Below are 20,065 nucleotides of genomic sequence, written 5' to 3' on the forward strand. Positions count from 1 at the left end.
CTTTTTCCATTAAATTTTCTATCTTAAAACCTTAATTAACACTTAACCATTTTAATTATGAAAAAAGTAGTATTGACAGCGATGGTGTTGACTTTATCCTTAACAACATTAACATCGTGCAGAGAAACAAAGGACAAAGCCAAAGAGGTGACCGAAGAAGCTGCAGAAACATTGGACGAGGCAGGCGATGACCTAAAAAAGGCCGCCGATGATGCAGCCGACGCCATGAAAGATGCTGGTGAAGAAGCCAAAGAAATGGGCGAAAAAGCAATGGACAGTCTCAAAAAAGCAGGTGAAGAAACCATGGATGCCGCAAAAAAGGCCGGTGATGAAATGAAAGAAGCCGCTAAAAAAGCGATAGACAGCATTTAGCAACGTTGCGGGTAAAAGACAAAAAAGTGTAAGGCCCGGCAATTCCCGGGCCTTATTTTTTAAAACACATACCCTATCCCCAACACCAAATTGGTTCCGGGGGAAGCAATTCCCGAAGAATACATCCGGTAACGTTGATTGGTCATGTTTTCCAAACTCATGGTGGCCTTTAGTGCATTGGTGATTTGATATTGCGACCTAAAGTTCAAGGTGTACCAAGAGGGGGAATACGGATTGCCATTGGCGTCGCTGGCATACATATACGTTTTGCTTTGTTCCGACAATGCCAAATCATCACTACTTACCTCCCCATTATAGTTTAGAAATATGTCTGCTTTTAATTTTTGGTTTTGCCATATTAAGTGCACATCCCCAAAAGTTGGAGCGGCATGTCGCGATGGACTATCGGTTCCATCGTCATCTTCTTCGATTCCTTCGGTCAATGTTAAATTGGAATTCAACGATAGGTTTTCATTAAAAAAAGCTTCCACCCCAAATTCAAATCCATACACATAGGCCTTAGCGGCATTCTGGATAGCCTGAACATTGCTGGGTTCACCATTGTACTCTATTTCCGTCTCGCCATTGAACGTAAAATTCCTTCTTACCAATGCATCTACCAGATAGGTGTAATACGTTGCTCCTTTTAGTACTAGAACGTCGTTGAAGTTTTTCCTTAATCCCAATTCGCCATTATAGGCATACTCCGGTTCCAGATCTGGATTGGGAACCACTACGGAACCAGGTTCAGAATCAAATATCTTCCCGATATCGTCGATATTGGGCGCGCGAAATCCTGTTGACCCGTTTAAAGTTACTTGCCAATCGGACCTAGGAAACCAACTAAGTCCCAAACTTCCCGTTAGTGCCCCTGTTACAATATCGGCTTCATCAAAAGGAAAGGAATAGTGGGTGTTGCTAAAAGAAGCATCTACCCATACCTGACTATATCGCACTCCTGACAATAAAGTAAAGTTCGGTTTTAGCTGGTACTCTCCGTTTACATAACCAGCCAGGGTCTGCCAAGTTGAACCATCGGGATACCTGGATGCTGTTTCTTCCGTAGCCTCTGTTTCAATATTACGCATACTGCCATTGGAATGTACTTTGTTGAAAACATATTCGGCCCCATAGTACAAGTGAAGATTTCCTATTTTTTTGTTTTCAAAATCTAAATTTACTGAGACTGCATCCACCTTTTCTTCGGTTGAATAGAGTTCCAGACCTTGAAAATCCCTGTCGTGCCTACTTTCTTCAAAAAATTGATAGGCCGTGGTGAGTTTTATTCCATCGTAGAATTTATTTTTTCCTTTTTGGGTTATTTGGAAATTTCCCATAAACCATTTTTGTGGACCATAGTACCATTCCGCAGAACGAAGCCCAGTGCCATCACGGCCAGGTCTTATCAATCTATCATATCGGGGAAAATTGGAAGTTTCCGAATAATACAGTCCCAGATCATAGTTCCAAGTACTGTTGGGTCTGTAAGTAAATTTTTGAAGGAAGTTGATCTGATCGTAGCCGGAACCTACCTGTTTTTTGGGGTCATTGTTGGTAATTAATACATCTTCTCCGTTCTCACGAACCACATAATTGTTCCGTAAATAGGATTCTGGGCCATGTTCACCCATCTTTAGATCATCAAAATGATTAAAGGTAAAACTGGTATAGGATGCCCAATCTTGCTTTCCGATATTAATATCTACATGCGCCGTGTTTTCATTATTTGCCGATGCAAATCGATAATCCAGTTTACCGGAAAAAACCAAGCTGTCCGCAAAGGAAAAACGTGGTTTTTGTGTGTAAAAGTTCATTACGCCGCCAATAGCATCGCTTCCATATATAACGGAACCAGGACCAAAGGTCACCTCTGTCTTTTTTATGGAGAACGGGTCTATGGAAATTACATTCTGAAGGTTTCCTCCTCTAAATATGGCGTTGTTCATACGTACACCGTCTACCGACAATAAAATACGGTTGGTCGCAAAACCCCTGATCATTGGGCTACCCCCTCCCAATTGGCTTTTTTGCACAAATACTTTGCCGCTGTTCTGCAATAGATCGGCGGAGGTCTGCGGATTGGCAAAAGCAATGTTTCGTGCATCAATAGTTTCTATTTTCTGGGGTATGTGCTTTTTTTGTTGTTCCCATTTGGACACGGACATAACAACTTCTTCCAATTCTTCTGTTTTTAAGTGTAGGTACACCCTATTGCCCCGACGATAGATCTGTGCTTTTGTTGTGGTATAAGGCTCGTAACTAATATGTTTAAAGGTTATTTTTTCGTTACGGGCAAAAGCATCCAGGTCACTTTTTCCGTTCACATTGGTTATAGTGCTCTTGGATTGATCTTTGTTAAATATGGCGATATTGTCTATGGGCACACCGGTATCGGCATCTAAAACGGTTACCTCTTGGGCATAAGTGATAAGCGCAAAAAACGAAAGGAATAGGGTTAAGGTTGATTTTAGGTTTTGCATTTTACGTAAATACGGCATTAAGTACTGCGAGCGACTTTGGCTCCCGAAATCCATCTACATGCAATTTGTAATATTGGACAACGGTTTTTAAAAGTTCTCGTCGATTGGATTTAGTTAGTTGTATTGTGGACAATGCCTCAAAATCCATGCCTAAAAACTTCTTGAAATTATCCAGGTTTTCGCTCTGTATCAAAGGGTTGAGCGACGGTGTTTTGGTGAAGCTACCTTCCAAAAGATCAAAAAACGGCAAATTATTGTAGGAAGTGTCGGGGTAAAAGCCCAAATATTTGGTAAGATTGAGCAAGAACATAATATGAAAATTAGGTGATAACGCATGCATATCCATCCAATGAAAAGCGTATTCCAAATAATTGAAGAGACTTTCATCCTGCTCTTGTTCCTGAATGCTATTGCCCAACATCTCCGCCAAAAAAAGCACAACACTGTTCTTAACGATATCCGTATGCATGGTTTGATAAGGCACAGCTACCTTAACCTCCCGTAAACTTTCCAAATTCCCTTTGTTCTTGTGATTGGCAACAACCTCCAACTGCATTAATGGAAGAAAATAGGCGGGCTTGATTTTTGCCCTTTTGGAAGTCAGAACCCCTTTCAGCAAATACGATTTTACCCCATCGGATCGGGTAAAGGCCTTAACGATAAGGCTCGTGTCCCCGTATTTAAGGGAAGAAAGTACAATGGCTCTGGTCGTAATTTGCATATACCAATAAAAAAGCAGTTACCGGAGGTGTAAATGTAACCACTAGTTCCGGTAACTGCCAATCAAAAATTACTGTTGATGCAGGGCGCCTTAGATCACCCCTTGTGCCAACATTGCATCTGCAACCTTAACAAAGCCGGCAATATTGGCCCCTTTAACATAGTTGCAATATCCATCTTCGTTTCCGTATTCCACACAAGCATCGTGGATATCGGACATAATTCCTTTTAATCGTTTGTCCACTTCTTCCCTGGTCCAGCTTATACGCAAGGAGTTTTGGCTCATTTCCAATCCGGAAGTGGCAACACCTCCTGCATTGGACGCTTTTCCTGGAGCAAATAGAATTTTTGCTTCGTGGAATGCATGGATCGCTTCTGGGGTGGAAGGCATATTTGCACCCTCTGCAATGGCAATACATCCATTTTTAATCAATGCTTTGGCATCATCACCATCCAATTCGTTCTGAGTTGCACAAGGCAGGGCAATATCACAGGCTACCTTCCAAGGTGTTTCTCCTTTGTGATATTCGGCAGAAGGGTATTTATCCACATATTCGGAAATTCTACCACGCTTGTTGTTCTTTAAATCCATTACAAAGGCCAGCTTTTCCTCGTCAATACCGTCCTTGTCGTAAATGTAGCCCCCTGAATCGGAAAGGGTAAGAACCGTTCCCCCAAGGTGCATCACCTTTTCGGCAGCATATTGTGCCACGTTGCCGGATCCTGAAATCACGACTTTCTTCCCTTCAAAAGTTTCATTTTGGGTCTTTAACATGCTATCCGCAAAGTATACCGTACCATAACCGGTTGCTTCCGGACGGATCAACGATCCTCCCCAAGAAAGACCTTTACCTGTTAACACTCCCGTAAACTCGTTGCGGATCTTTTTGTACATACCGAACAAGAAGCCGATCTCACGAGCCCCTACTCCAATATCTCCGGCAGGAATATCCGTATTAGGCCCAATATGCCTACAAAGTTCAGTCATAAAAGCATGGCAAAAACGCATGATCTCGTCATCCGATTTTCCTTTAGGATCAAAATCGGAACCTCCTTTACCTCCGCCCATGGGCAAAGTGGTCAAACTATTTTTGAACACTTGCTCAAAGGCCAAAAATTTAAGAACACTTGCATTTACGGTCGGGTGAAAACGTAAACCTCCTTTGTACGGCCCGATCGCAGAGTTCATTTGCACCCGGTAACCACGGTTTACATGGATTTCACCACTATCATCTATCCAAGCTACACGAAACGAAATCAATCGTTCCGGCTCTACCATTCTCAATAAGATGTTTTTTCCGTGATAGATATCGTTTTGGGCGATATAGGGAATTACCGTTTCTGCAACTTCCTGCACTGCTTGTATGAATTCGGGCTCATGACCATTCCTGGCGATTACCTCATCCATAAATGCTTTTATTTTATTTTCCATAAATGGGTTAAAATTAAATGTCTCTCCGCTAGCGAAAAGCACTTTTATTGTTGAATTGTGATTTTGAGGGCAAAATTATGTTATTTCAACAATCTGATTATAATATAATTATAAATTTTTCAAAAAAATTAATTTAGGGCCTGGTCCAGGTCTGCCATCAAATCATCTACATCCTCTATGCCCACACTTAGCCGAATCAATGCGTCCACTACCCCGTTCTTTTCCCGCTCCACTTTAGGAACGCTACCGTGCGACATACTTGCTGGATGACCCACCAAACTTTCTACGCCCCCCAACGATTCTGCAAGTGTAAAAATCTCCAGCTTTTCTACGATTCTAATTGCCTCGTCATAATTTCCGCCCTTGGGAACAAAGGAGATCATTCCGCCATAGCCATCCATTTGTTGTTTGGCGATCTTATGGTTCGGATGAGTCTCAAAGCCGGGCCAATACACTTTTCCGATCTTGGGATGGTTGTTCAAAAAGTTGGCGACCACCGCTCCGTTTTCGCAGTGCCGCTGCATTCTTACATGAAGGGTTTTTATACCGCGCAGGGTTAAAAAACTATCCATAGGCCCACAGATGGCTCCACTGGATTTTTGGATGAAGTAAAGTTGTTCGGCCAATCTTTGGTCCTTTACCACCAAAGCTCCGACCACTACATCGCTATGTCCTGCCAAATATTTGGTAGCGGAATGCATTACTAGATTCGCACCAAGATCCAAGGGTCGCTGTAAAAACGGGGTAGCGAATGTATTGTCCACCCCCAACAAAATACGGTGTTTTTTGGCGACCTTGGCCACTGCTGCAATATCGATAATATTCATCATAGGGTTGGTAGGTGTTTCCAACCATACCAATTTGGTGTTTTGTGTTATTTGCGATTCCAGTTCGCCCATATCCGACATACTAGAAAACAAAAACTTAATACCATACTTTGCATAGACCTGTTTAAAAAGCCGATAACTCCCCCCATATAGATCATTGGTACAAATAACCTCATCACCCGGGTCCAAAAGCTTCATTACGGCATCGATTGCTGCCATACCGCTTCCAAAAGCCATTCCAAAACCACCGTTCTCCAAACTGGCCACCGCATTCTCCAAAGCTGTCCGGGTAGGATTCGAAACTCGGGAATATTCATGTCCCTTGTGCTCGCCCGGGGTAGACTGTGCATACGTGGAGGTTTGATATATTGGTGGCATTATGGCACCGTAGCCCCTCTCCGGTATTTGCCCACCGTGGATGGCCCTACTGTTAAACTTTAACTCTTTTTTGCTCATGCTCAAACTATCTTCCTACAAATGTATCGTTATCTTCCCGAAGTATTATTTTTGATGCTCCAAAACCTCAAATCATGAAACAACTGCTAGGTGCTTTCTTATTCTTCTTTGTATTGGTAAGTTGCCAAACGGAGAGCAAACTTACTTTTGAACCTCTACACTTGAAAGGTGAAAATTGCGAAAGTTGCCCTAAAATCGACATCAATATTCCAAATGCTTTGGATAATTCGCCCGTTTCGCAGGCCATAAACAGATCGTTACAAGAAGAGGTCATCAGTATTTTGTCCTTTAGTGAAGATGATACGATTGATGAAATGGGCAAGGCGCTACAATCTTTTTCCGATAGCTATAAAGAACTGAGGACCAAATTTCCGGACGAGGTCCAGTGGGAAGCCGAAATAGATGGCATTGTGGTTTACGAGGATGAAAATGTGATCACTTTTATGTTAAATTCATATTCCTTTACCGGGGGAGCCCATGGTTATGCTTCCACATCGTACCTGAATTTTGACAAAAAGAAAGGTGTGGAACTGGAAAATTGGGAACTTTTTGAAGATTTGGACGGGTTCGAGGATTTTGCCGAGACCAAATTTCGAATCCAAGAAAAAATACCCCAAGATTCCAATATCAACTCAACCGGTTTTATGTTCGAGGGAGAATCCTTCCACCTGCCCAACAATTTGGGGTACACCAATGAGGGGCTTAAACTGATCTACAACCAATACGAAGTAGCTTCCTATGCCGACGGCCCAATTGAACTGATCTTACCTTACAACGAGATAAATCTGTATTTAAAGCGAAAAGTAAAAGAATAGCCCATCTATTTAAAATAGTACCTGATTCCAGCGCCCAATAACAGTGTAGAATCATTCAGGTCGCTATTAAAATGGTAGTAACCGTTAATGGGAATGATCAAGGAGAAGGCATCGGATATATAGAAATCCATTTCAAAAGAGGCATATCCCCCATAAATAAAACTACTTTCCGCCTCCAATGCGTCAAAAGCAAACTCTGTATTGCCCTTGTTAATATATTTGTAGCCAGCTGAAGGGCCCCCTCCAAAATAGAAAAAAATCCCCTTGTCGGGAGCACTTAAAATAGTGGTAAAGTATCCTAGACCGAACAAGTAATCATCGTATGGAAACTCAACCCCCGAATTTGGTTTTTCTTTGGAAAAAGTCGCCGCTAGAGACACTTGCATAAAATCTGTGGTGCTATGATAGTAATTTGAGTTGAGCTGTATACCGTAGCCGTCCGTTTTATACGTTGGCACCAAGCCCAAAGATAGGTTTCCCCGTTGCGAAAATACTTGTTGAAAAGAAAACAAAAGGAGTGCCAGCAGGACCCCATAGTCTAAATGGTAGTTCTTCATTTTGATTAAGATTTGGGTTCTTAAATTCTGGCAGGTAAATATAATTGATTTTCATGGACTTAGGTTTACCTTCAAATCAATTCAGTAGAAAAACCATGAAAATCTGGCAACTAAAAAACACTCCAAAGCATAAGAGGGCGAAAAATCAACCGCTCGCCAAAGCCCTTTTAAGGGCAAGAATGGAGCCTAAATGGAGCCCTTCGTGGAAAACATTAAATTGCAGTGCATCCTCCACACTGTTCAAGCCGACCTTTGGCGTAGTCATGTACTCCTGGAAATTTTTGAACGTACCTCGTTCATAATCCTGCTGGAATTGTTCTACGGTACTCAGCAGATAGGTCTTGATCTTTTCCATTTCAGTTGGGGATGGCTCTCCCTCTGGAAAAGTTCCTTTCTTGTATTTGTTGACCAGTTCCTCTTCAATGGTAAAATCCAGACCGCACAATTTATACAGCAATAATTGCGGGGTTACCACAACATGGGCAATGTTCCACCAAATATTATTGTTAAATCCTTCAGGAATTTTGAACAGGTCCTCTTTTGGTGTGTTTTGCAAAAAAGTGTGAAGAATAGTTCTGTTTTTTAAAAGAATATCAAAAATCTTGTCCATGGTTTTGGGCTATTTGTTGTAAAACTAGTCTTAAAATTCTAAACCGCACCAATAGCCGGGCCATACTACAATAATTTATTAAACATCTCCCGCAAAAGGTGTTGAAATTATCTATTCCCCATGCATTTTGATTGATTTTTAACTTCCTTTGTTCCTCCAATACGTAAATCATGAAAAAAATATACCATCTGGGCAGTTGTTCCACCTGCAAGCGAATCCTAAAAGAATTGGAACCATTGGACGGCGTGGAGCTTCAAGAAATTAAAAGTGAATCGATTACCTCCGAGCAATTGGAACACATGGCAAGTTTGAGCGGAAGCTACGAATCCTTGTTCAGCAGAAGAGCAATGTTGTTTAGACAAAGGGGGCTGCACGAAAAAGACCTTTCCGAAACGGATTACAAGGACCTGATCTTGGAGCACTATACTTTTTTAAAAAGGCCAGTGATAGTGGTCGAAGATCAAATCTTTGTCGGCAACTCCAAAAAAACGGTAGAAGCCGCCAAAGAAGCCCTGCATCCATGAGTAAAAGAACCCTCGCCATACTTGCTGCTATAGGAGCAACGGTTATTTACGGTATTAACCACACCGTAGCCAAGGGTGTAATGCCCGTCCATGTAAAACCCTTTGGTTTTATTTTTTTAAGGGTGGGAGGGGCATCTTTACTTTTTTGGCTTATATCCATTTTTGGTCCAAAGGAAAAGATAGAAAAAAGAGATTGGGGACGTGTATTTATATGTGCTTTGCTGGGCATGTCCGTAAACATGCTCACTTTTTTTAAAGGACTACAGCTTTCCACTCCCATTAACAGTGCGGTTTTAGTTACCATATCACCAATAATCGTTGTGGTTATATCGGCACTTTTTTTAAAGGAAAAAATCACTTTGAACAAGGGCCTTGGCATCTTTCTGGGCTTTGTTGGAGCCGTGGCCCTTATCCTTTTTGGCGCCGAAGTACGGCAAGATGCTCCAAATATTCCATTGGGCAACATATTGTTCATTATCAATGCAACGTCGTACGGCGCATATTTGGTCGTCGTAAAAACCTTGATAGAAAAGTATCATCCATTTACCATGCTCAAATGGTTGTTTACTGTTGCCTTTGTTGTAAACCTGCCCATTACCTTGCCAGAGGCCATGGAAATAGAATGGGCCTCTATACCAGCTTGGGCCTTCGGTTCTATTGCTTTTGTAGTTATAGGCACTACATTTTTAACCTATCTTTTCAATATATTTGCTCTTACCCAGCTCAAAGCTTCCTCTGTGGGCGCCTTTGTATATATGCAACCTTTGGTCGGGATAATTTTTGCGCTTTTTTCGGGCAAAGATCAACTTACCGTAATTAAACTGATTGCCATGGCCTTTGTGTTAGTGGGTGTGTATTTGGCCAGTAAAAAACCTAAAAGACCTTCATAACATTGATCAAAACGGCACCTACGTCAAAACAGAAGTGCCATCCATCAATTTGGCGCTATATTCCATAAATGAATTATGTAGTTTTCCCGTAAAATGGAACACTATGCCCGCACATTCTACACAAATTCAACGAATCAAGATCAAACTCGTTCGTGCTAAGGAGAAAGATAAGCTATATAAGGTTTTTGGAGCCGGAGGCCATAAATATCAAATTAATGCACCGATAGATATGCAAGACATTTATGCGTTCGAGCACAATTTCCAGATAAAACTGCCTGAATGCTACAAACACTTTGTGCTACACATTGGGAATGAGGGTTCCTCTTACCAAAATTCGGGTGCCGGACCATATTTTGGCATTTATCCTTTTGGGCAACATTTGGACGACCTGATTTATAACCATGTTGAAAAACACCTAAAAAGGGATTGTATTTTACATCCGTTCATAACCCAAAAACAATGGGACGAATGGACCGATCCATTGTACGAGGACAACATTACCGATACGGATTTTGAAGAATTGAACGGTCAATTATACGGGGGCATATTACCTCTTGGCTCACAGGGTTGCTCCTTTATACATGCGCTGGTGCTAAACGGCAACTATAAGGGCAGGGTTGTGAACTTGGACAGAGGAGAATTGTCGCCGCCAAAATTTTCTGAGGACCTTACCTTTTTGGATTGGTACGAACGTTGGTTGGATGAAATCATCTCGGGGAAATTGATCACCAATACCCCGAGCTGGTTCGGGTATCCTAAAAATTGAGATTTCTCCTTAGATCATTTCCATATCCTTGGGAACTTGAACATGCTTGCGGGTATCCTCTTTGGTCAAGGTTTTAAAATCGTCCGTTTTTTCCATGGCCTCGAAAGCTTGAAGAAATTCATCGGGCAAACCGATTAATTTACGCTCTTTCAAATCGATCCAGGCACCCATCATTTCGCAACGGGCAAAATTTTTCCCATTATGGTCGTAGAAGTTGTGCCTAAATTCAAAGAACATCCCGTCCTTGCTCATGCCAGCAAACTCCAACGATACTTTAACCGGCTTTCCTGCAAATGCTTCCTTAAAATAATACATGTGCTCATAAAACACTACTGGGCCAATATTGTGAACTGCCATACTCTTTTGGTTAAAGCCCAGCAGACCCAAATATGCCATTCGGGTATGACTCATAAAATTAATATAAGCGGAGTTTGCCAAGTGTCGATTAGCGTCAATATCGCTCCATCTAATTTCAAATTCTTTAAAAAACATATAAGGTTATTTTGTTATGCATGCATAATAAATTGTAAAAATACCATAGTTTTATAACTGATTCCTATAAAGAATAGGAATTGTTCATATTTTTAAACATAGTTTAACACAGAAGCCATGAGTGAAAAAGCTGAATTCATTAAAAAATTATCCCTTCCGGTGGTTGCCGCTCCCATGTTCCTTATTTCGGGACCAAAATTGGTGGTAGAATGTTGTAAAAATGGAATTGTGGGCACATTCCCGGCCCTCAACCAGCGAACCAGCGAGGGTTTTGAAGAATGGCTCATCCAAATAAAAGCAGAATTAAAGCAATTTGAAGAGGAAACCGGCAAAAAAGCTGCCCCTTTCGGTGTAAATTTAATTGTGCACCCAACCAATCCACGATTGGAAGCCGACATAAAGCTTTGCGTAAAACATAAAGTCCCGCTCGTAATTACATCCTTAGGTGCCGTAAGCCAAGTGGTAGATGCCATCCATAGTTATGGCGGATTGGTGTTCCACGATATAATTAAGAAACGCCATGCCGAAAAAGCTGCGGAGGCAGGCGTGGACGGTCTTATTTTGGTATCCGCCGGGGCAGGAGGGCATGGAGGTACCATAAACCCAATGAGCTTAGTAGCGGAAATCAAAAAATTCTATACCAAAACCATATTATTATCAGGGTGTATCAGTACTGGACGGGATGTTGCCTCTGCTTTGCAGATTGGCGCAGACCTTGCCTATATGGGCACCCGTTTTATAAATACCGAAGAAAGCAAAGCCACGGAAGAATACCGTAAAATGATCATGAACGCTGGTGCGGACGATGTTATCTATACGGCCGCCATTTCGGGTGTGCCCGCTAACTTTTTGGCAGAAAGTCTCCGTGCGGCCGGAATTTCCGAAGAAGATTTAAAAAAAGACCGTAAAATAGATTTCGGCAAAGAGTTGGATACAGAAGCAAAGGCTTGGAAAACCATCTGGTCAGCCGGCCAAGGGGTCACCACAGTAAACAATGTGTTGCCCGTATCCCAACTAGTAACCGACCTTAAGAGTGAATTTAAGACCTCAGTAGAAGAGCAGGCCAATCTTTTAAAAACCTATCCAAAAGAATAAATTGTACCAATGCCCCAACAAGACTCGAATTATGCACCTCCTATTTTGTTCAGAAACGGGCACTTTTCCACCATATATTCGGGTATAATCCGATCGGTGAACGGTGTGGTCCAAAACAGGGAACGGATTGCCCTTTCCGATGGTGATTTTTTGGATCTGGACTGGAGCTATGCGCAATCCAAATCAAAAAAACTTGTGGTGCTCCTCCACGGCTTGGAGGGAGATGCACAACGCCCCTATATTACCGGAAGCGCCAAAATACTTAACCAAAATGGTTACGATTGCTGTGCAGTGAACTTTAGAGGCTGTAGCGGAGAACCGAACATAAAATACAGATCTTACCATTCGGGAGCCACCGAAGATTTGATGGACATTCTAGATCATATACTGAGCACAAGGGATTATAAGAGCATCTTTTTGAAAGGCTTCAGTCTGGGCGGAAATCTTTTGCTCAAATATTTGGGAGAGGGAAACCAAATCCCAACCGAATTAAAGGGCGCCGTTGCTGTTTCCGTGCCCTGTAATTTGCACGACTCTTGTAAACAACTTCTCAGCACAAAAAATATACTGTATGCTATCCGGTTTAAAGGCAATCTATTGGAAAAATTAAGACAGAAACAAGCTATGTTCCCAGAGAAAATTAGCAATGCCGACATTAAAAAAATTAAAACCTTAATGGATTTTGATGATGCTTATACTAGCAAAGCACATAATTTTAAAAATGCTTTGGACTATTATGAGCAATGTAGTTCACTTCAATTTTTACCCAACATACAGGTACCCAGTTTGATCATCAATGCCAAAAATGATTCCTTTCTAGGGCCCGATTGTTATCCGGTGTTGGAAACTGATAATAATCCGAACCTACATTTAGAGATGCCCAACTATGGTGGCCATGTGGGGTTTTGGGGCAAAAATAACATAACCTATACCGAGAAAAGGGCTTTGGAGTTTTTCGAATCCCTATAAACAAGCTGGTGAAGTCATTTTGTGATGCACAAAACAAAATCCCTCCGGTTTTTCTTCCCTAATTGCCTATCTTAGTGGCAACATTTACATAAACAAACTTCAATAAAATCAGAATGAAAAAAACTGTTATGGTCTTGGCACTAGGTGCCATGATAGCGAGCTGCGGAGGAAAAAAAGAAGAGAAAAAAGATGGTTTTGAGGTAAGCCGCACCAAGACCGAAGAAAAGAAAGCCACGGAAAAAGAAGAAGTGCCCGTTGATTTGGACAACAAAGGTGTCGGGCCAATTACCGACCTGGAGTTCCCAGATGATATCAACAATGAGATGGTTGCAAGGGGCAAGGCCAAATTTGAAGCCATTTGCGTAGCCTGCCACATGGTAGATAAACGTATGATAGGCCCTGCACTTAAAGGGGTTTACGACAGAAGAAGTCCTGAATGGGTAATGAACATGATCTTGAACCCTGACGGAATGTTAAAAGAAGACCCTATTGCAAAAGCATTGCTGAAAGAGTACAACAATGCGATTATGTTGAACCAAAATTTGACCGAGGACGAGGCAAGGGATATTGCCGAGTATTTAAGAACGTTGTAACTGCCTTAATCAAAAATTTAAAATGCTGTTGTTTAATTGTTTAAGCAACAGCATTTTTATATTTTAGGAGAAAATCGAACCTATGAGAAAGTTAATCACATATTTGCTAGCGTTTATGGCGATTTCAATACTTCAAGCCCAAAACCAAAAGGGGGCTTGGACCACAACTGTTTCCGCAGATGATGGCCGTATAATTGAACACGTACTTATTTTAACCGAAAACCATTTTTCCGAAGCCATTTTTGAAAAAGAAAATGGAAAATTTATACGCACCAAAGGTGGTAGTTATAGCACTTCGGATGATTCACTGACTTTTTTGTTCGAATTTGATTCCAATGCACCCGAAGTTATTGGTGAATCCAAAATCGAAGCATTCAAAATAAGGAATGGGGCACTTGAATTGGGCAATTCCAATTGGACTCGAATTGATGATGGCTCGCCTGGCGATCTTAATGGTGCCTGGTTAATCTCTGGAAGAAAACGGGACGGTGAAATTGTGAAACGGGACACCTCCGGACCTCGCAAAACCATGAAAATATTATCTGGCACCCGTTTTCAATGGATCGCGTACAATACCGAAACCAAACAATTTATGGGAACGGGAGGGGGTACCTACACCACCATTGATGGCAAATACACCGAAAATATAGGTTTCTTTTCCAGAGACGACTCTAGGGTCGGAGCTAGTTTACAATTCAACTATGAGGTAAAGGGTGGCGATTGGCATCATTCTGGTAGCAGCAGCAAAGGAAAGCCCATTTACGAGGTTTGGAGCCAAAGGGCTGAAAAATAATCTGCCGTAGTATGAAAACCACCACTATATTGCTTTTCCTTTCCGTGTTTTTGGCCGAATCCTGCATAGGTACAAAATCAAACGAAGAAGGATTATACGGTACAACCTGGGAACTCGAATTTATCTCGGAATCAAGAATTGCGTTTGAAGGATTATTTCCCGATAAAAAACCAATGATCACTTTTAATAAAGAATCTGGAAAGGTTACCGGTACCGATAGTTGTAACGGCTACTCGGCACCATATAAAGTGGAGGAGCATAACATATCTTTTGGGGAACCGGGTCCATCAACCATGATGTTCTGTGGCGGAAGTGAGCGTCAATTTTTGGTAATGATGACTAAAATAGACGGATATTCCCTGGAGAACGGCAAACTCAGTTTACTAGTGGATCAAGACCCCGTGTTGCGTTTCAAAAAAATATCGCCATGAAAAACATTTTAACCCTTAGTTGTATCGCTTTCTTGTTTTTTAGCTGTTTGGACAAGAAAAAACAAGAACCTTCCCAAACCAACGTAGCACCAGAAGCAATTGTAAAGGACACTGTGCAAAAAGAAGAAAAAGAACGAGAAATGGAACCCATTGTTATAGATATAGATGGCAGTTACTTTAAGGCTTCCGGTACCGAACCCTTTTGGGACATTAAATTACACAATAACAAAGTTATTCTCAAAACTACGGAAGGAACCGTCCAAACTCCTTCTACGGAACCCATAAAAGCACAGGATTCCAACATTGCCATGTACCGCATACAAACCGAAGCTACCTTATTGGATGTTATTATTGCGCACAAGGAGTGCAGCAATGCCATGTCCGGCGAAGTGTTTCCATATACCGTTACCGTATCCTATAAGAATACGGGCGGAGGCGAAACCAAGGTGTACGAAGGTTGCGGTTATTACCTTCCCGATTACAGGATACACGATATTTGGGTGTTGGAAAAGATGCAAGGAACCACGGTCAGTAAAGAAGATTTTAATGGCAATGATGTTCCCAATATGGAAGTCAACATCAATAACAATCGATTTTCTGGATTCTCCGGATGTAACCGGATGAACGGAAGTTTATTTTATGAAAAAGATGTGCTGCGTTTTACACAAATCGCCTCTACACGAATGGCATGCCCGAATATGGAAAAGGAATCCGAATTTTTATCGGCATTGCAAAGCGGTGTCAACTACAAAATTGAAAACAACAGACTCTACCTCTCCAATGATTCGGAAGAAAATTTATTGGTTTTTAAAAAAATTGATTAGTAGGGAAAAATCTATCAATTTTAATTAATGAATTCGAAGATTATTAGTTTAAAATGAAACTACCCTACCGAGAAATCCCAAAATATCCAGAAAACTACTTGCCCGGAAATATATTGGCCAGGTTAATAGATGGCTTGGGGTATCGATTCTATTGGGCAACCGAGGGATTGACGGAGAATGACCTTGCCTACAGACCATCAGAAAAGGGACGGTCCATTTTTGAAACCATGGAACATATTTATGTATTGTCCAACAATATATTATTGGCACCGGATGCAAAACCCTATGAAAAACCAATAAATCCGGCTCCATATTCTTTTGAGGATTTAAGAAAAAAGACCTTGGGCAACCTTCAATCTGCGAGCAGTAAGGTTAAAAATGCCACCATGGAGGATATGGAAAACTATAAAGTGATCTTTAAAAAAGGTGACCATAAATTCGAATTTCCAATTTGGAACATCATTAACGGGATGATTTCGGATTGCATTCACCACACAGGCCAAATTGTTTTGATGCGACGTGCCAGCGGCAATCCACAAAATCCAAATGTGAATGTGTTCAAGGGAAAAACCAAGGAATAAGTATATACTTTAGTCCACCACAACTTTATAGGTTGGGTCTTCCAATACGTTCACTTCGATAATATCGTCGGCATTGGCCAATAATCTTCTACAGTCTCGGCTCAAGTGTTTCAGGTGCACTTTTTTGCCCACTTTTCGATAGCGTTCCGTAATCTTGTTCACAGCTTCAATAGCGGACATATCGACTAACCTACTTTCCGCAAAGTCGATGACCACTTCCTCCGGATCGTTCAAAACATCAAATTTTTCAGCAAATAAAGTGGTACTGCCAAAAAATAACGGGCCGTAAATTTCGTAATGCTTTACGCCCTCCTCATCAATGCTTTTTCTGGCGCGGATACGTTTTGCGTTGTCCCATGCAAATACAAGTGCGGAAATAATCACACCTACCAATACGGCCAAGGCCAAATTGTGAAGGAATACGGTGACCAAAGTAACCAACACCATCACCAACACATCGGATTTTGGCATTCTACGGAAGGTTTTTAGGCTCGCCCATTCGAAGGTTCCCAAGGCTACCATAATCATAAGTCCTGTAAGTGCGGCCATAGGAACTTTTTCAATAAGGCTGGAACCGAACATTATAAACACCAAGAGCATTAAAGCGGCCACAATACCAGAAAGACGTGCACGTGCACCATTGGAGGTATTGATCAAACTTTGTCCGATCATGGCACAGCCACCCATTCCAGAAAACAATCCAGAGAGTATGTTGGCCGTTCCCTGGGCAACGGCTTCCTTGTTGCCCCGACCACGTGTTTCGGTAATTTCATCCACAATGTTCAGTGTCAGCAAACTTTCAATAAGACCAACACCTGCCATAATTCCGGCAAAAGGGAATATGATCTGCAAGGTTTCCCAAGTAAAAGGAAGGTCGGGAATATGAAATGGAGGAAATGTTCCTTGAATGGAAGCTATATCTCCAATGGTCCGTGTGTCCAATCCCAAGAAAAAAACAATCCCGAAGACTAATAGAATGGCTGCTAAAGATGCTGGAATTACCTTGGTTAGTTTGGGCAGTCCCCAAATAACTACCATAGTAAGCAACACCAATCCCAAGAAAATGTACAAGGTACTTCCGCTCAACCACTCGCCATCCACGGTTTTGAACTGGCTCATCTGCGACATAAAAATAATGACCGCCAAACCGTTTACAAAACCAAATATAACCGGATGGGGTACCAAGCGCATCAATTTTCCCAATCGAAGCACTCCGGCCAACAGCTGCAAAATACCTGCTAGGATTACGGTGGCAAATACATATTCTACTCCATATTGCTGTGCCAACGTTACAATTACCACGGCCACGGCCCCGGTCGCACCAGAGATCATTCCTGGTCTACCGCCCAAGATAGACGTGACCAATCCCATAACAAATGCGGCATACAAACCGGTCAATGGCGACAGGCCTGCGATAAATGCAAAGGCAATGGCTTCGGGCACCAAGGCAAGTGCAACGGTTAAGCCCGATAAAATTTCTGTGCGATAGTTTACTTTCTGGGAAAAGTCAAAAAGATTGAGATACTTTTTCATGGCTTATTTCTTGAAGCGGGCAAAAGTAGCATTATTAAATGCAAGACCCTAATTGCCCAGGAATTTTTAAGGATTTGATAATGTAACAGTTAGTGCGACCTATAAAACAGCTCTTATGGTGAACGATGGTTAATGGTATCGTATCCACTTTAACCTATCCATAAAAAAAATCGCCCCGATCAATTAAGCTCGGGGCGATCCTTAACTAAATAACCAACCAAAAAAACTGTTTGTATAGTCGAACCATAAAGTTCTTCCTTACATATTTCGTTGACGGGAAACATTCATTACAGGGTTATTGGTCTTTGAACGTTTTTTTCCTGTTCCGCCGTTTGATTTTAAATATTGGATGTATCCTCTACCTGTAAACTCGTACACGGTTCCACTGGATACATGGTACAATTCTATAGTGTTATCATTGATAACGTACAACTCAAAATAATCATTGCCCAAGAAGTCATAATCGAGTGTTAAAGTTTTCAGAGTGGCATCGTTGGCAACATCGAACACTTGGTAATCTCCCTGATAATCCCATTGTATATTGGTCAATGGAATACCCTGTGCATCTACGGAGGATCTAAAATACCCGCCATCATCTGAAAAAAATTGCAAGTAGTTTTCATTATCGAACTCATTTAGTGCGCCTAATTCACTAGTGTAGGTCTTCTCCCAAACTTGATACTCCTGCAATACATATTGGATATTATCGTAGAAGACCATATCATAATCAAACTGACTTTTTTGATAACCTTCCAAAACATAGGAGGTATCTGATCTTGAATCATATATTTCCAATGTATTATTATCCAGCGCATACACATCCAGCAACCACAATCCATCCACATCGTGGTTTATTTCCACTTGACCGGCAAGGGTCGCATACAAGCCTACATCGATACCTTTTCCATTACCTGTTTTTCCCAGACCTGAAATATTGTTGTTCGCATAAACGGTTCCCCTGTCAAAAGAAATGGTAAAAGCGCGTTGCAAAAAGGGAACTTCACCATTACCACGAGTTTCATTGATATCCACATACCATAGATCATAGGATTCCAAGACCAAGGCGGTATTAATGGGCGATTCTTCTATAAAATCGTCTTCCACAATAACCTCGGTATAACAAGAACCGGCCAATAGGCCTATGAGTATAATTCCAAAGAGTAGTTTTTTATTTTTCATAATCGAGGTTTTAAGGTTCACTTTAGCTAGACCAATCACTGTGCCATTTTTATTAACTATTTGATAATCAATCTAAAACAGACACACTATTTTATTTTTTAGATTTACACCATAATTAGGATACATGAAAGACAAGCTTACCTTTGGCGTACTTGGAGGTGGAAGTTGGGGAACAGCCATTGTAAAAATGCTGACCGAAAATTTGGATCAGGTAAACTGGTATATGCGAAGCGATTCTGCTATCCGGCATATTGAAAAGGAAGGTCATAACCCCAATTATTTGAGTTCGGTGGAGTTTGACACCGATCAACTACGCATGAGCCACGATATAAACAAAGTGGTCGATGCTTCGGACGTACTCATTTTTGTGATTCCGTCGGCTTTTTTGGAAAGGGAGTTGCAATGTTTGACGAGTTCCTTGACAGGAAAAATTATCTTCTCGGCCATTAAGGGCATTGTTCCTGAAAGTGGGCGTATTGTTGGGGAACATTTTAATGAGAAATACAATATCCCATTCGAGGATATAGGTGTGATCACCGGCCCATGCCATGCTGAGGAAGTGGCACTGGAGCGCTTATCTTACCTAACCATTGCCTGTGCGGATGCCGATAAGGCCAAAATGGTGGCAAATCACTTAAAAAGTGATTATATCCGCACTAAAATCTCCGATGATATTATTGGAACCGAGTACGCTGCCATGTTGAAGAACATTTATGCCATTGCAGCGGGGATCGCCCATGGTCTGGGATATGGGGACAATTTCCAGAGTGTATTGATGAGCAATGCCATCCGGGAGATGAAACGGTTTATAGACAAGGTGTACAAAATGAAGCGCAACATCAATGCTTCTGCCTATTTGGGCGACCTATTGGTAACAGGCTACTCCGTTTTTAGCAGAAACCGCATGTTCGGGAATATGATCGGCAAGGGCTACACGGTTAAAAGTGCCATGATGGAAATGAACATGGTGGCCGAAGGCTATTATGCCACCAAAAGCGCCCATGACCTTATGGACAAACTACAGAAAAAGTCCAAAACACCGATCATAAACGCGGTGTACCAGGTGCTTTATAAAAACAAGAACCCGAAAAAGGTGTTTGAGAAATTAACGGAGAAGTTGGATTGA

22 protein-coding genes are annotated in these 20,065 nt (G+C 41.6%); 13 read left to right on the forward strand and 9 right to left on the reverse strand.

Annotated features, from left to right (window positions below; all coding sequences use genetic code 11):
• Window positions 1-57: 57 nt before the first annotated feature.
• Entirely contained in the window at window positions 58-372 is a 315-nt protein-coding gene (locus ABTP35_RS05565; RefSeq protein ID WP_293298519.1) for a hypothetical protein, read from the forward strand.
• A 59-nt stretch (window positions 373-431) separates the two neighbouring features.
• Here ABTP35_RS05565 and ABTP35_RS05570 read toward each other — a convergent pair whose 3' ends face one another.
• From ABTP35_RS05570 to ABTP35_RS05585, 4 genes are all read right to left on the reverse strand, one after another.
• Window positions 432-2,852 carry a TonB-dependent receptor gene (locus ABTP35_RS05570; RefSeq protein ID WP_293298516.1) on the reverse strand — a complete coding sequence of 807 codons (2,421 nt, stop codon included), beginning with the start codon at window positions 2,850-2,852 and terminating at the stop codon, window positions 432-434.
• A 1-nt stretch (window position 2,853) separates the two neighbouring features.
• A complete protein-coding gene (gene recO, locus ABTP35_RS05575; RefSeq protein WP_293298513.1) occupies window positions 2,854-3,573 on the reverse strand; it encodes a DNA repair protein RecO in 720 nt (239 codons plus the stop codon).
• 90 nt (window positions 3,574-3,663) lie between these two features.
• Entirely contained in the window at window positions 3,664-5,004 is a 1,341-nt protein-coding gene (gene gdhA / locus ABTP35_RS05580; RefSeq protein ID WP_224836168.1) for an NADP-specific glutamate dehydrogenase, read from the reverse strand.
• Between the two features lie 128 nt (window positions 5,005-5,132).
• Entirely contained in the window at window positions 5,133-6,287 is a 1,155-nt protein-coding gene (locus tag ABTP35_RS05585; RefSeq protein WP_293298510.1) for a PLP-dependent aspartate aminotransferase family protein, read from the reverse strand.
• Between the two features lie 74 nt (window positions 6,288-6,361).
• Between ABTP35_RS05585 and ABTP35_RS05590 the strand changes: the two genes are divergently transcribed.
• Entirely contained in the window at window positions 6,362-7,102 is a 741-nt protein-coding gene (locus ABTP35_RS05590) for a DUF3298 and DUF4163 domain-containing protein (RefSeq protein ID WP_293298507.1), read from the forward strand.
• 5 nt (window positions 7,103-7,107) lie between these two features.
• On the opposite strand, the gene ABTP35_RS05595 is transcribed toward ABTP35_RS05590, so the two are convergent.
• Window positions 7,108-7,659 carry a conjugal transfer protein TraO gene (locus ABTP35_RS05595; protein ID WP_224836165.1) on the reverse strand — a complete coding sequence of 184 codons (552 nt, stop codon included), beginning with the start codon at window positions 7,657-7,659 and terminating at the stop codon, window positions 7,108-7,110.
• Between the two features lie 145 nt (window positions 7,660-7,804).
• Window positions 7,805-8,269 (reverse strand): DinB family protein, encoded by a 465-nt coding sequence (locus ABTP35_RS05600; protein ID WP_293298504.1) that lies wholly within the window; start codon window positions 8,267-8,269, stop codon window positions 7,805-7,807.
• Window positions 8,270-8,439: 170 nt separating this feature from the next.
• Here ABTP35_RS05600 and ABTP35_RS05605 point away from each other — a divergent pair, with 170 nt between their 5' ends.
• From ABTP35_RS05605 to ABTP35_RS05615, 3 genes are all read left to right on the forward strand, one after another.
• Entirely contained in the window at window positions 8,440-8,793 is a 354-nt protein-coding gene (locus tag ABTP35_RS05605) for an ArsC/Spx/MgsR family protein (RefSeq protein WP_293298502.1), read from the forward strand.
• Window positions 8,790-9,683 carry a DMT family transporter gene (locus ABTP35_RS05610; protein ID WP_293298499.1) on the forward strand — a complete coding sequence of 298 codons (894 nt, stop codon included), beginning with the start codon at window positions 8,790-8,792 and terminating at the stop codon, window positions 9,681-9,683. Before ABTP35_RS05605 ends, ABTP35_RS05610 begins: the two co-directional genes overlap by 4 nt.
• 103 nt (window positions 9,684-9,786) lie before the next feature.
• Complete coding sequence (locus tag ABTP35_RS05615; protein ID WP_293298497.1) at window positions 9,787-10,449, forward strand: SMI1/KNR4 family protein; 663 nt, start codon at window positions 9,787-9,789, stop codon at window positions 10,447-10,449.
• Between the two features lie 9 nt (window positions 10,450-10,458).
• On the opposite strand, the gene ABTP35_RS05620 is transcribed toward ABTP35_RS05615, so the two are convergent.
• The gene (locus tag ABTP35_RS05620) at window positions 10,459-10,941 is read right to left on the reverse strand and encodes a thioesterase family protein (protein ID WP_293298494.1); all 483 of its coding nucleotides are present in this window, start codon (window positions 10,939-10,941) and stop codon (window positions 10,459-10,461) included.
• Window positions 10,942-11,058: 117 nt separating this feature from the next.
• Here ABTP35_RS05620 and ABTP35_RS05625 point away from each other — a divergent pair, with 117 nt between their 5' ends.
• The 7 genes from ABTP35_RS05625 (at window position 11,059) to ABTP35_RS05655 (ending at window position 16,227) form a co-directional block, all read left to right on the forward strand.
• Window positions 11,059-12,036 carry a nitronate monooxygenase gene (locus ABTP35_RS05625; protein ID WP_293298491.1) on the forward strand — a complete coding sequence of 326 codons (978 nt, stop codon included), beginning with the start codon at window positions 11,059-11,061 and terminating at the stop codon, window positions 12,034-12,036.
• Between the two features lie 9 nt (window positions 12,037-12,045).
• On the forward strand, window positions 12,046-13,005 hold the full coding sequence (locus tag ABTP35_RS05630; RefSeq protein ID WP_293298488.1) for an alpha/beta fold hydrolase: 960 nt from the start codon (window positions 12,046-12,048) through the stop codon (window positions 13,003-13,005).
• Window positions 13,006-13,118: 113 nt separating this feature from the next.
• The gene (locus ABTP35_RS05635) at window positions 13,119-13,598 is read left to right on the forward strand and encodes a cytochrome c family protein (protein WP_293298485.1); all 480 of its coding nucleotides are present in this window, start codon (window positions 13,119-13,121) and stop codon (window positions 13,596-13,598) included.
• An 82-nt stretch (window positions 13,599-13,680) separates the two neighbouring features.
• Window positions 13,681-14,391, forward strand: a complete 711-nt coding sequence (locus ABTP35_RS05640; RefSeq protein WP_293298482.1) for a membrane or secreted protein — start codon at window positions 13,681-13,683, stop codon at window positions 14,389-14,391.
• A gap of 11 nt (window positions 14,392-14,402) precedes the next feature.
• Complete coding sequence (locus ABTP35_RS05645) at window positions 14,403-14,822, forward strand: META domain-containing protein (protein WP_293298479.1); 420 nt, start codon at window positions 14,403-14,405, stop codon at window positions 14,820-14,822.
• Window positions 14,819-15,646: an META domain-containing protein gene (locus ABTP35_RS05650; protein ID WP_293298476.1), complete on the forward strand. Its 828-nt coding sequence runs from the start codon at window positions 14,819-14,821 to the stop codon at window positions 15,644-15,646. Before ABTP35_RS05645 ends, ABTP35_RS05650 begins: the two co-directional genes overlap by 4 nt.
• Window positions 15,647-15,699: 53 nt before the next feature.
• A complete protein-coding gene (locus tag ABTP35_RS05655; RefSeq protein ID WP_293298473.1) occupies window positions 15,700-16,227 on the forward strand; it encodes a DinB family protein in 528 nt (175 codons plus the stop codon).
• Between the two features lie 9 nt (window positions 16,228-16,236).
• Here ABTP35_RS05655 and ABTP35_RS05660 read toward each other — a convergent pair whose 3' ends face one another.
• Both ABTP35_RS05660 and ABTP35_RS05665 read right to left on the reverse strand, forming a co-directional pair.
• Window positions 16,237-17,760 carry a SulP family inorganic anion transporter gene (locus ABTP35_RS05660; protein ID WP_293298471.1) on the reverse strand — a complete coding sequence of 508 codons (1,524 nt, stop codon included), beginning with the start codon at window positions 17,758-17,760 and terminating at the stop codon, window positions 16,237-16,239.
• Window positions 17,761-18,018: 258 nt separating this feature from the next.
• On the reverse strand, window positions 18,019-18,939 hold the full coding sequence (locus ABTP35_RS05665; protein ID WP_293298469.1) for a nicotinic acid mononucleotide adenyltransferase: 921 nt from the start codon (window positions 18,937-18,939) through the stop codon (window positions 18,019-18,021).
• A gap of 124 nt (window positions 18,940-19,063) precedes the next feature.
• On the opposite strand from ABTP35_RS05665, the gene ABTP35_RS05670 reads away from it, so the two are divergent.
• On the forward strand, window positions 19,064-20,065 hold the full coding sequence (locus ABTP35_RS05670; RefSeq protein WP_224836150.1) for an NAD(P)H-dependent glycerol-3-phosphate dehydrogenase: 1,002 nt from the start codon (window positions 19,064-19,066) through the stop codon (window positions 20,063-20,065).

The organism is Flagellimonas alginilytica, from assembly GCF_042134605.1.
Lineage (GTDB): Bacteria > Bacteroidota > Bacteroidia > Flavobacteriales > Flavobacteriaceae > Flagellimonas > Flagellimonas alginolytica.

What these genes read in the sequence shown, in the direction of transcription:
- ABTP35_RS05565 (WP_293298519.1), top strand. Translation starts at nt 58, where the DNA reads ATGAAAAAAGTAGTATTGACAGCGATGGTGTTGACTTTATCCTTAACA.
- ABTP35_RS05570 (WP_293298516.1), bottom strand. Translation starts at nt 2,852, where the DNA reads ATGCAAAACCTAAAATCAACCTTAACCCTATTCCTTTCGTTTTTTGCG.
- recO (WP_293298513.1), bottom strand. Translation starts at nt 3,573, where the DNA reads ATGCAAATTACGACCAGAGCCATTGTACTTTCTTCCCTTAAATACGGG.
- gdhA (WP_224836168.1), bottom strand. Translation starts at nt 5,004, where the DNA reads ATGGAAAATAAAATAAAAGCATTTATGGATGAGGTAATCGCCAGGAAT.
- ABTP35_RS05585 (WP_293298510.1), bottom strand. Translation starts at nt 6,287, where the DNA reads ATGAGCAAAAAAGAGTTAAAGTTTAACAGTAGGGCCATCCACGGTGGG.
- ABTP35_RS05590 (WP_293298507.1), top strand. Translation starts at nt 6,362, where the DNA reads ATGAAACAACTGCTAGGTGCTTTCTTATTCTTCTTTGTATTGGTAAGT.
- ABTP35_RS05595 (WP_224836165.1), bottom strand. Translation starts at nt 7,659, where the DNA reads ATGAAGAACTACCATTTAGACTATGGGGTCCTGCTGGCACTCCTTTTG.
- ABTP35_RS05600 (WP_293298504.1), bottom strand. Translation starts at nt 8,269, where the DNA reads ATGGACAAGATTTTTGATATTCTTTTAAAAAACAGAACTATTCTTCAC.
- ABTP35_RS05605 (WP_293298502.1), top strand. Translation starts at nt 8,440, where the DNA reads ATGAAAAAAATATACCATCTGGGCAGTTGTTCCACCTGCAAGCGAATC.
- ABTP35_RS05610 (WP_293298499.1), top strand. Translation starts at nt 8,790, where the DNA reads ATGAGTAAAAGAACCCTCGCCATACTTGCTGCTATAGGAGCAACGGTT.
- ABTP35_RS05615 (WP_293298497.1), top strand. Translation starts at nt 9,787, where the DNA reads ATGCCCGCACATTCTACACAAATTCAACGAATCAAGATCAAACTCGTT.
- ABTP35_RS05620 (WP_293298494.1), bottom strand. Translation starts at nt 10,941, where the DNA reads ATGTTTTTTAAAGAATTTGAAATTAGATGGAGCGATATTGACGCTAAT.
- ABTP35_RS05625 (WP_293298491.1), top strand. Translation starts at nt 11,059, where the DNA reads ATGAGTGAAAAAGCTGAATTCATTAAAAAATTATCCCTTCCGGTGGTT.
- ABTP35_RS05630 (WP_293298488.1), top strand. Translation starts at nt 12,046, where the DNA reads ATGCCCCAACAAGACTCGAATTATGCACCTCCTATTTTGTTCAGAAAC.
- ABTP35_RS05635 (WP_293298485.1), top strand. Translation starts at nt 13,119, where the DNA reads ATGAAAAAAACTGTTATGGTCTTGGCACTAGGTGCCATGATAGCGAGC.
- ABTP35_RS05640 (WP_293298482.1), top strand. Translation starts at nt 13,681, where the DNA reads ATGAGAAAGTTAATCACATATTTGCTAGCGTTTATGGCGATTTCAATA.
- ABTP35_RS05645 (WP_293298479.1), top strand. Translation starts at nt 14,403, where the DNA reads ATGAAAACCACCACTATATTGCTTTTCCTTTCCGTGTTTTTGGCCGAA.
- ABTP35_RS05650 (WP_293298476.1), top strand. Translation starts at nt 14,819, where the DNA reads ATGAAAAACATTTTAACCCTTAGTTGTATCGCTTTCTTGTTTTTTAGC.
- ABTP35_RS05655 (WP_293298473.1), top strand. Translation starts at nt 15,700, where the DNA reads ATGAAACTACCCTACCGAGAAATCCCAAAATATCCAGAAAACTACTTG.
- ABTP35_RS05660 (WP_293298471.1), bottom strand. Translation starts at nt 17,760, where the DNA reads ATGAAAAAGTATCTCAATCTTTTTGACTTTTCCCAGAAAGTAAACTAT.
- ABTP35_RS05665 (WP_293298469.1), bottom strand. Translation starts at nt 18,939, where the DNA reads ATGAAAAATAAAAAACTACTCTTTGGAATTATACTCATAGGCCTATTG.
- ABTP35_RS05670 (WP_224836150.1), top strand. Translation starts at nt 19,064, where the DNA reads ATGAAAGACAAGCTTACCTTTGGCGTACTTGGAGGTGGAAGTTGGGGA.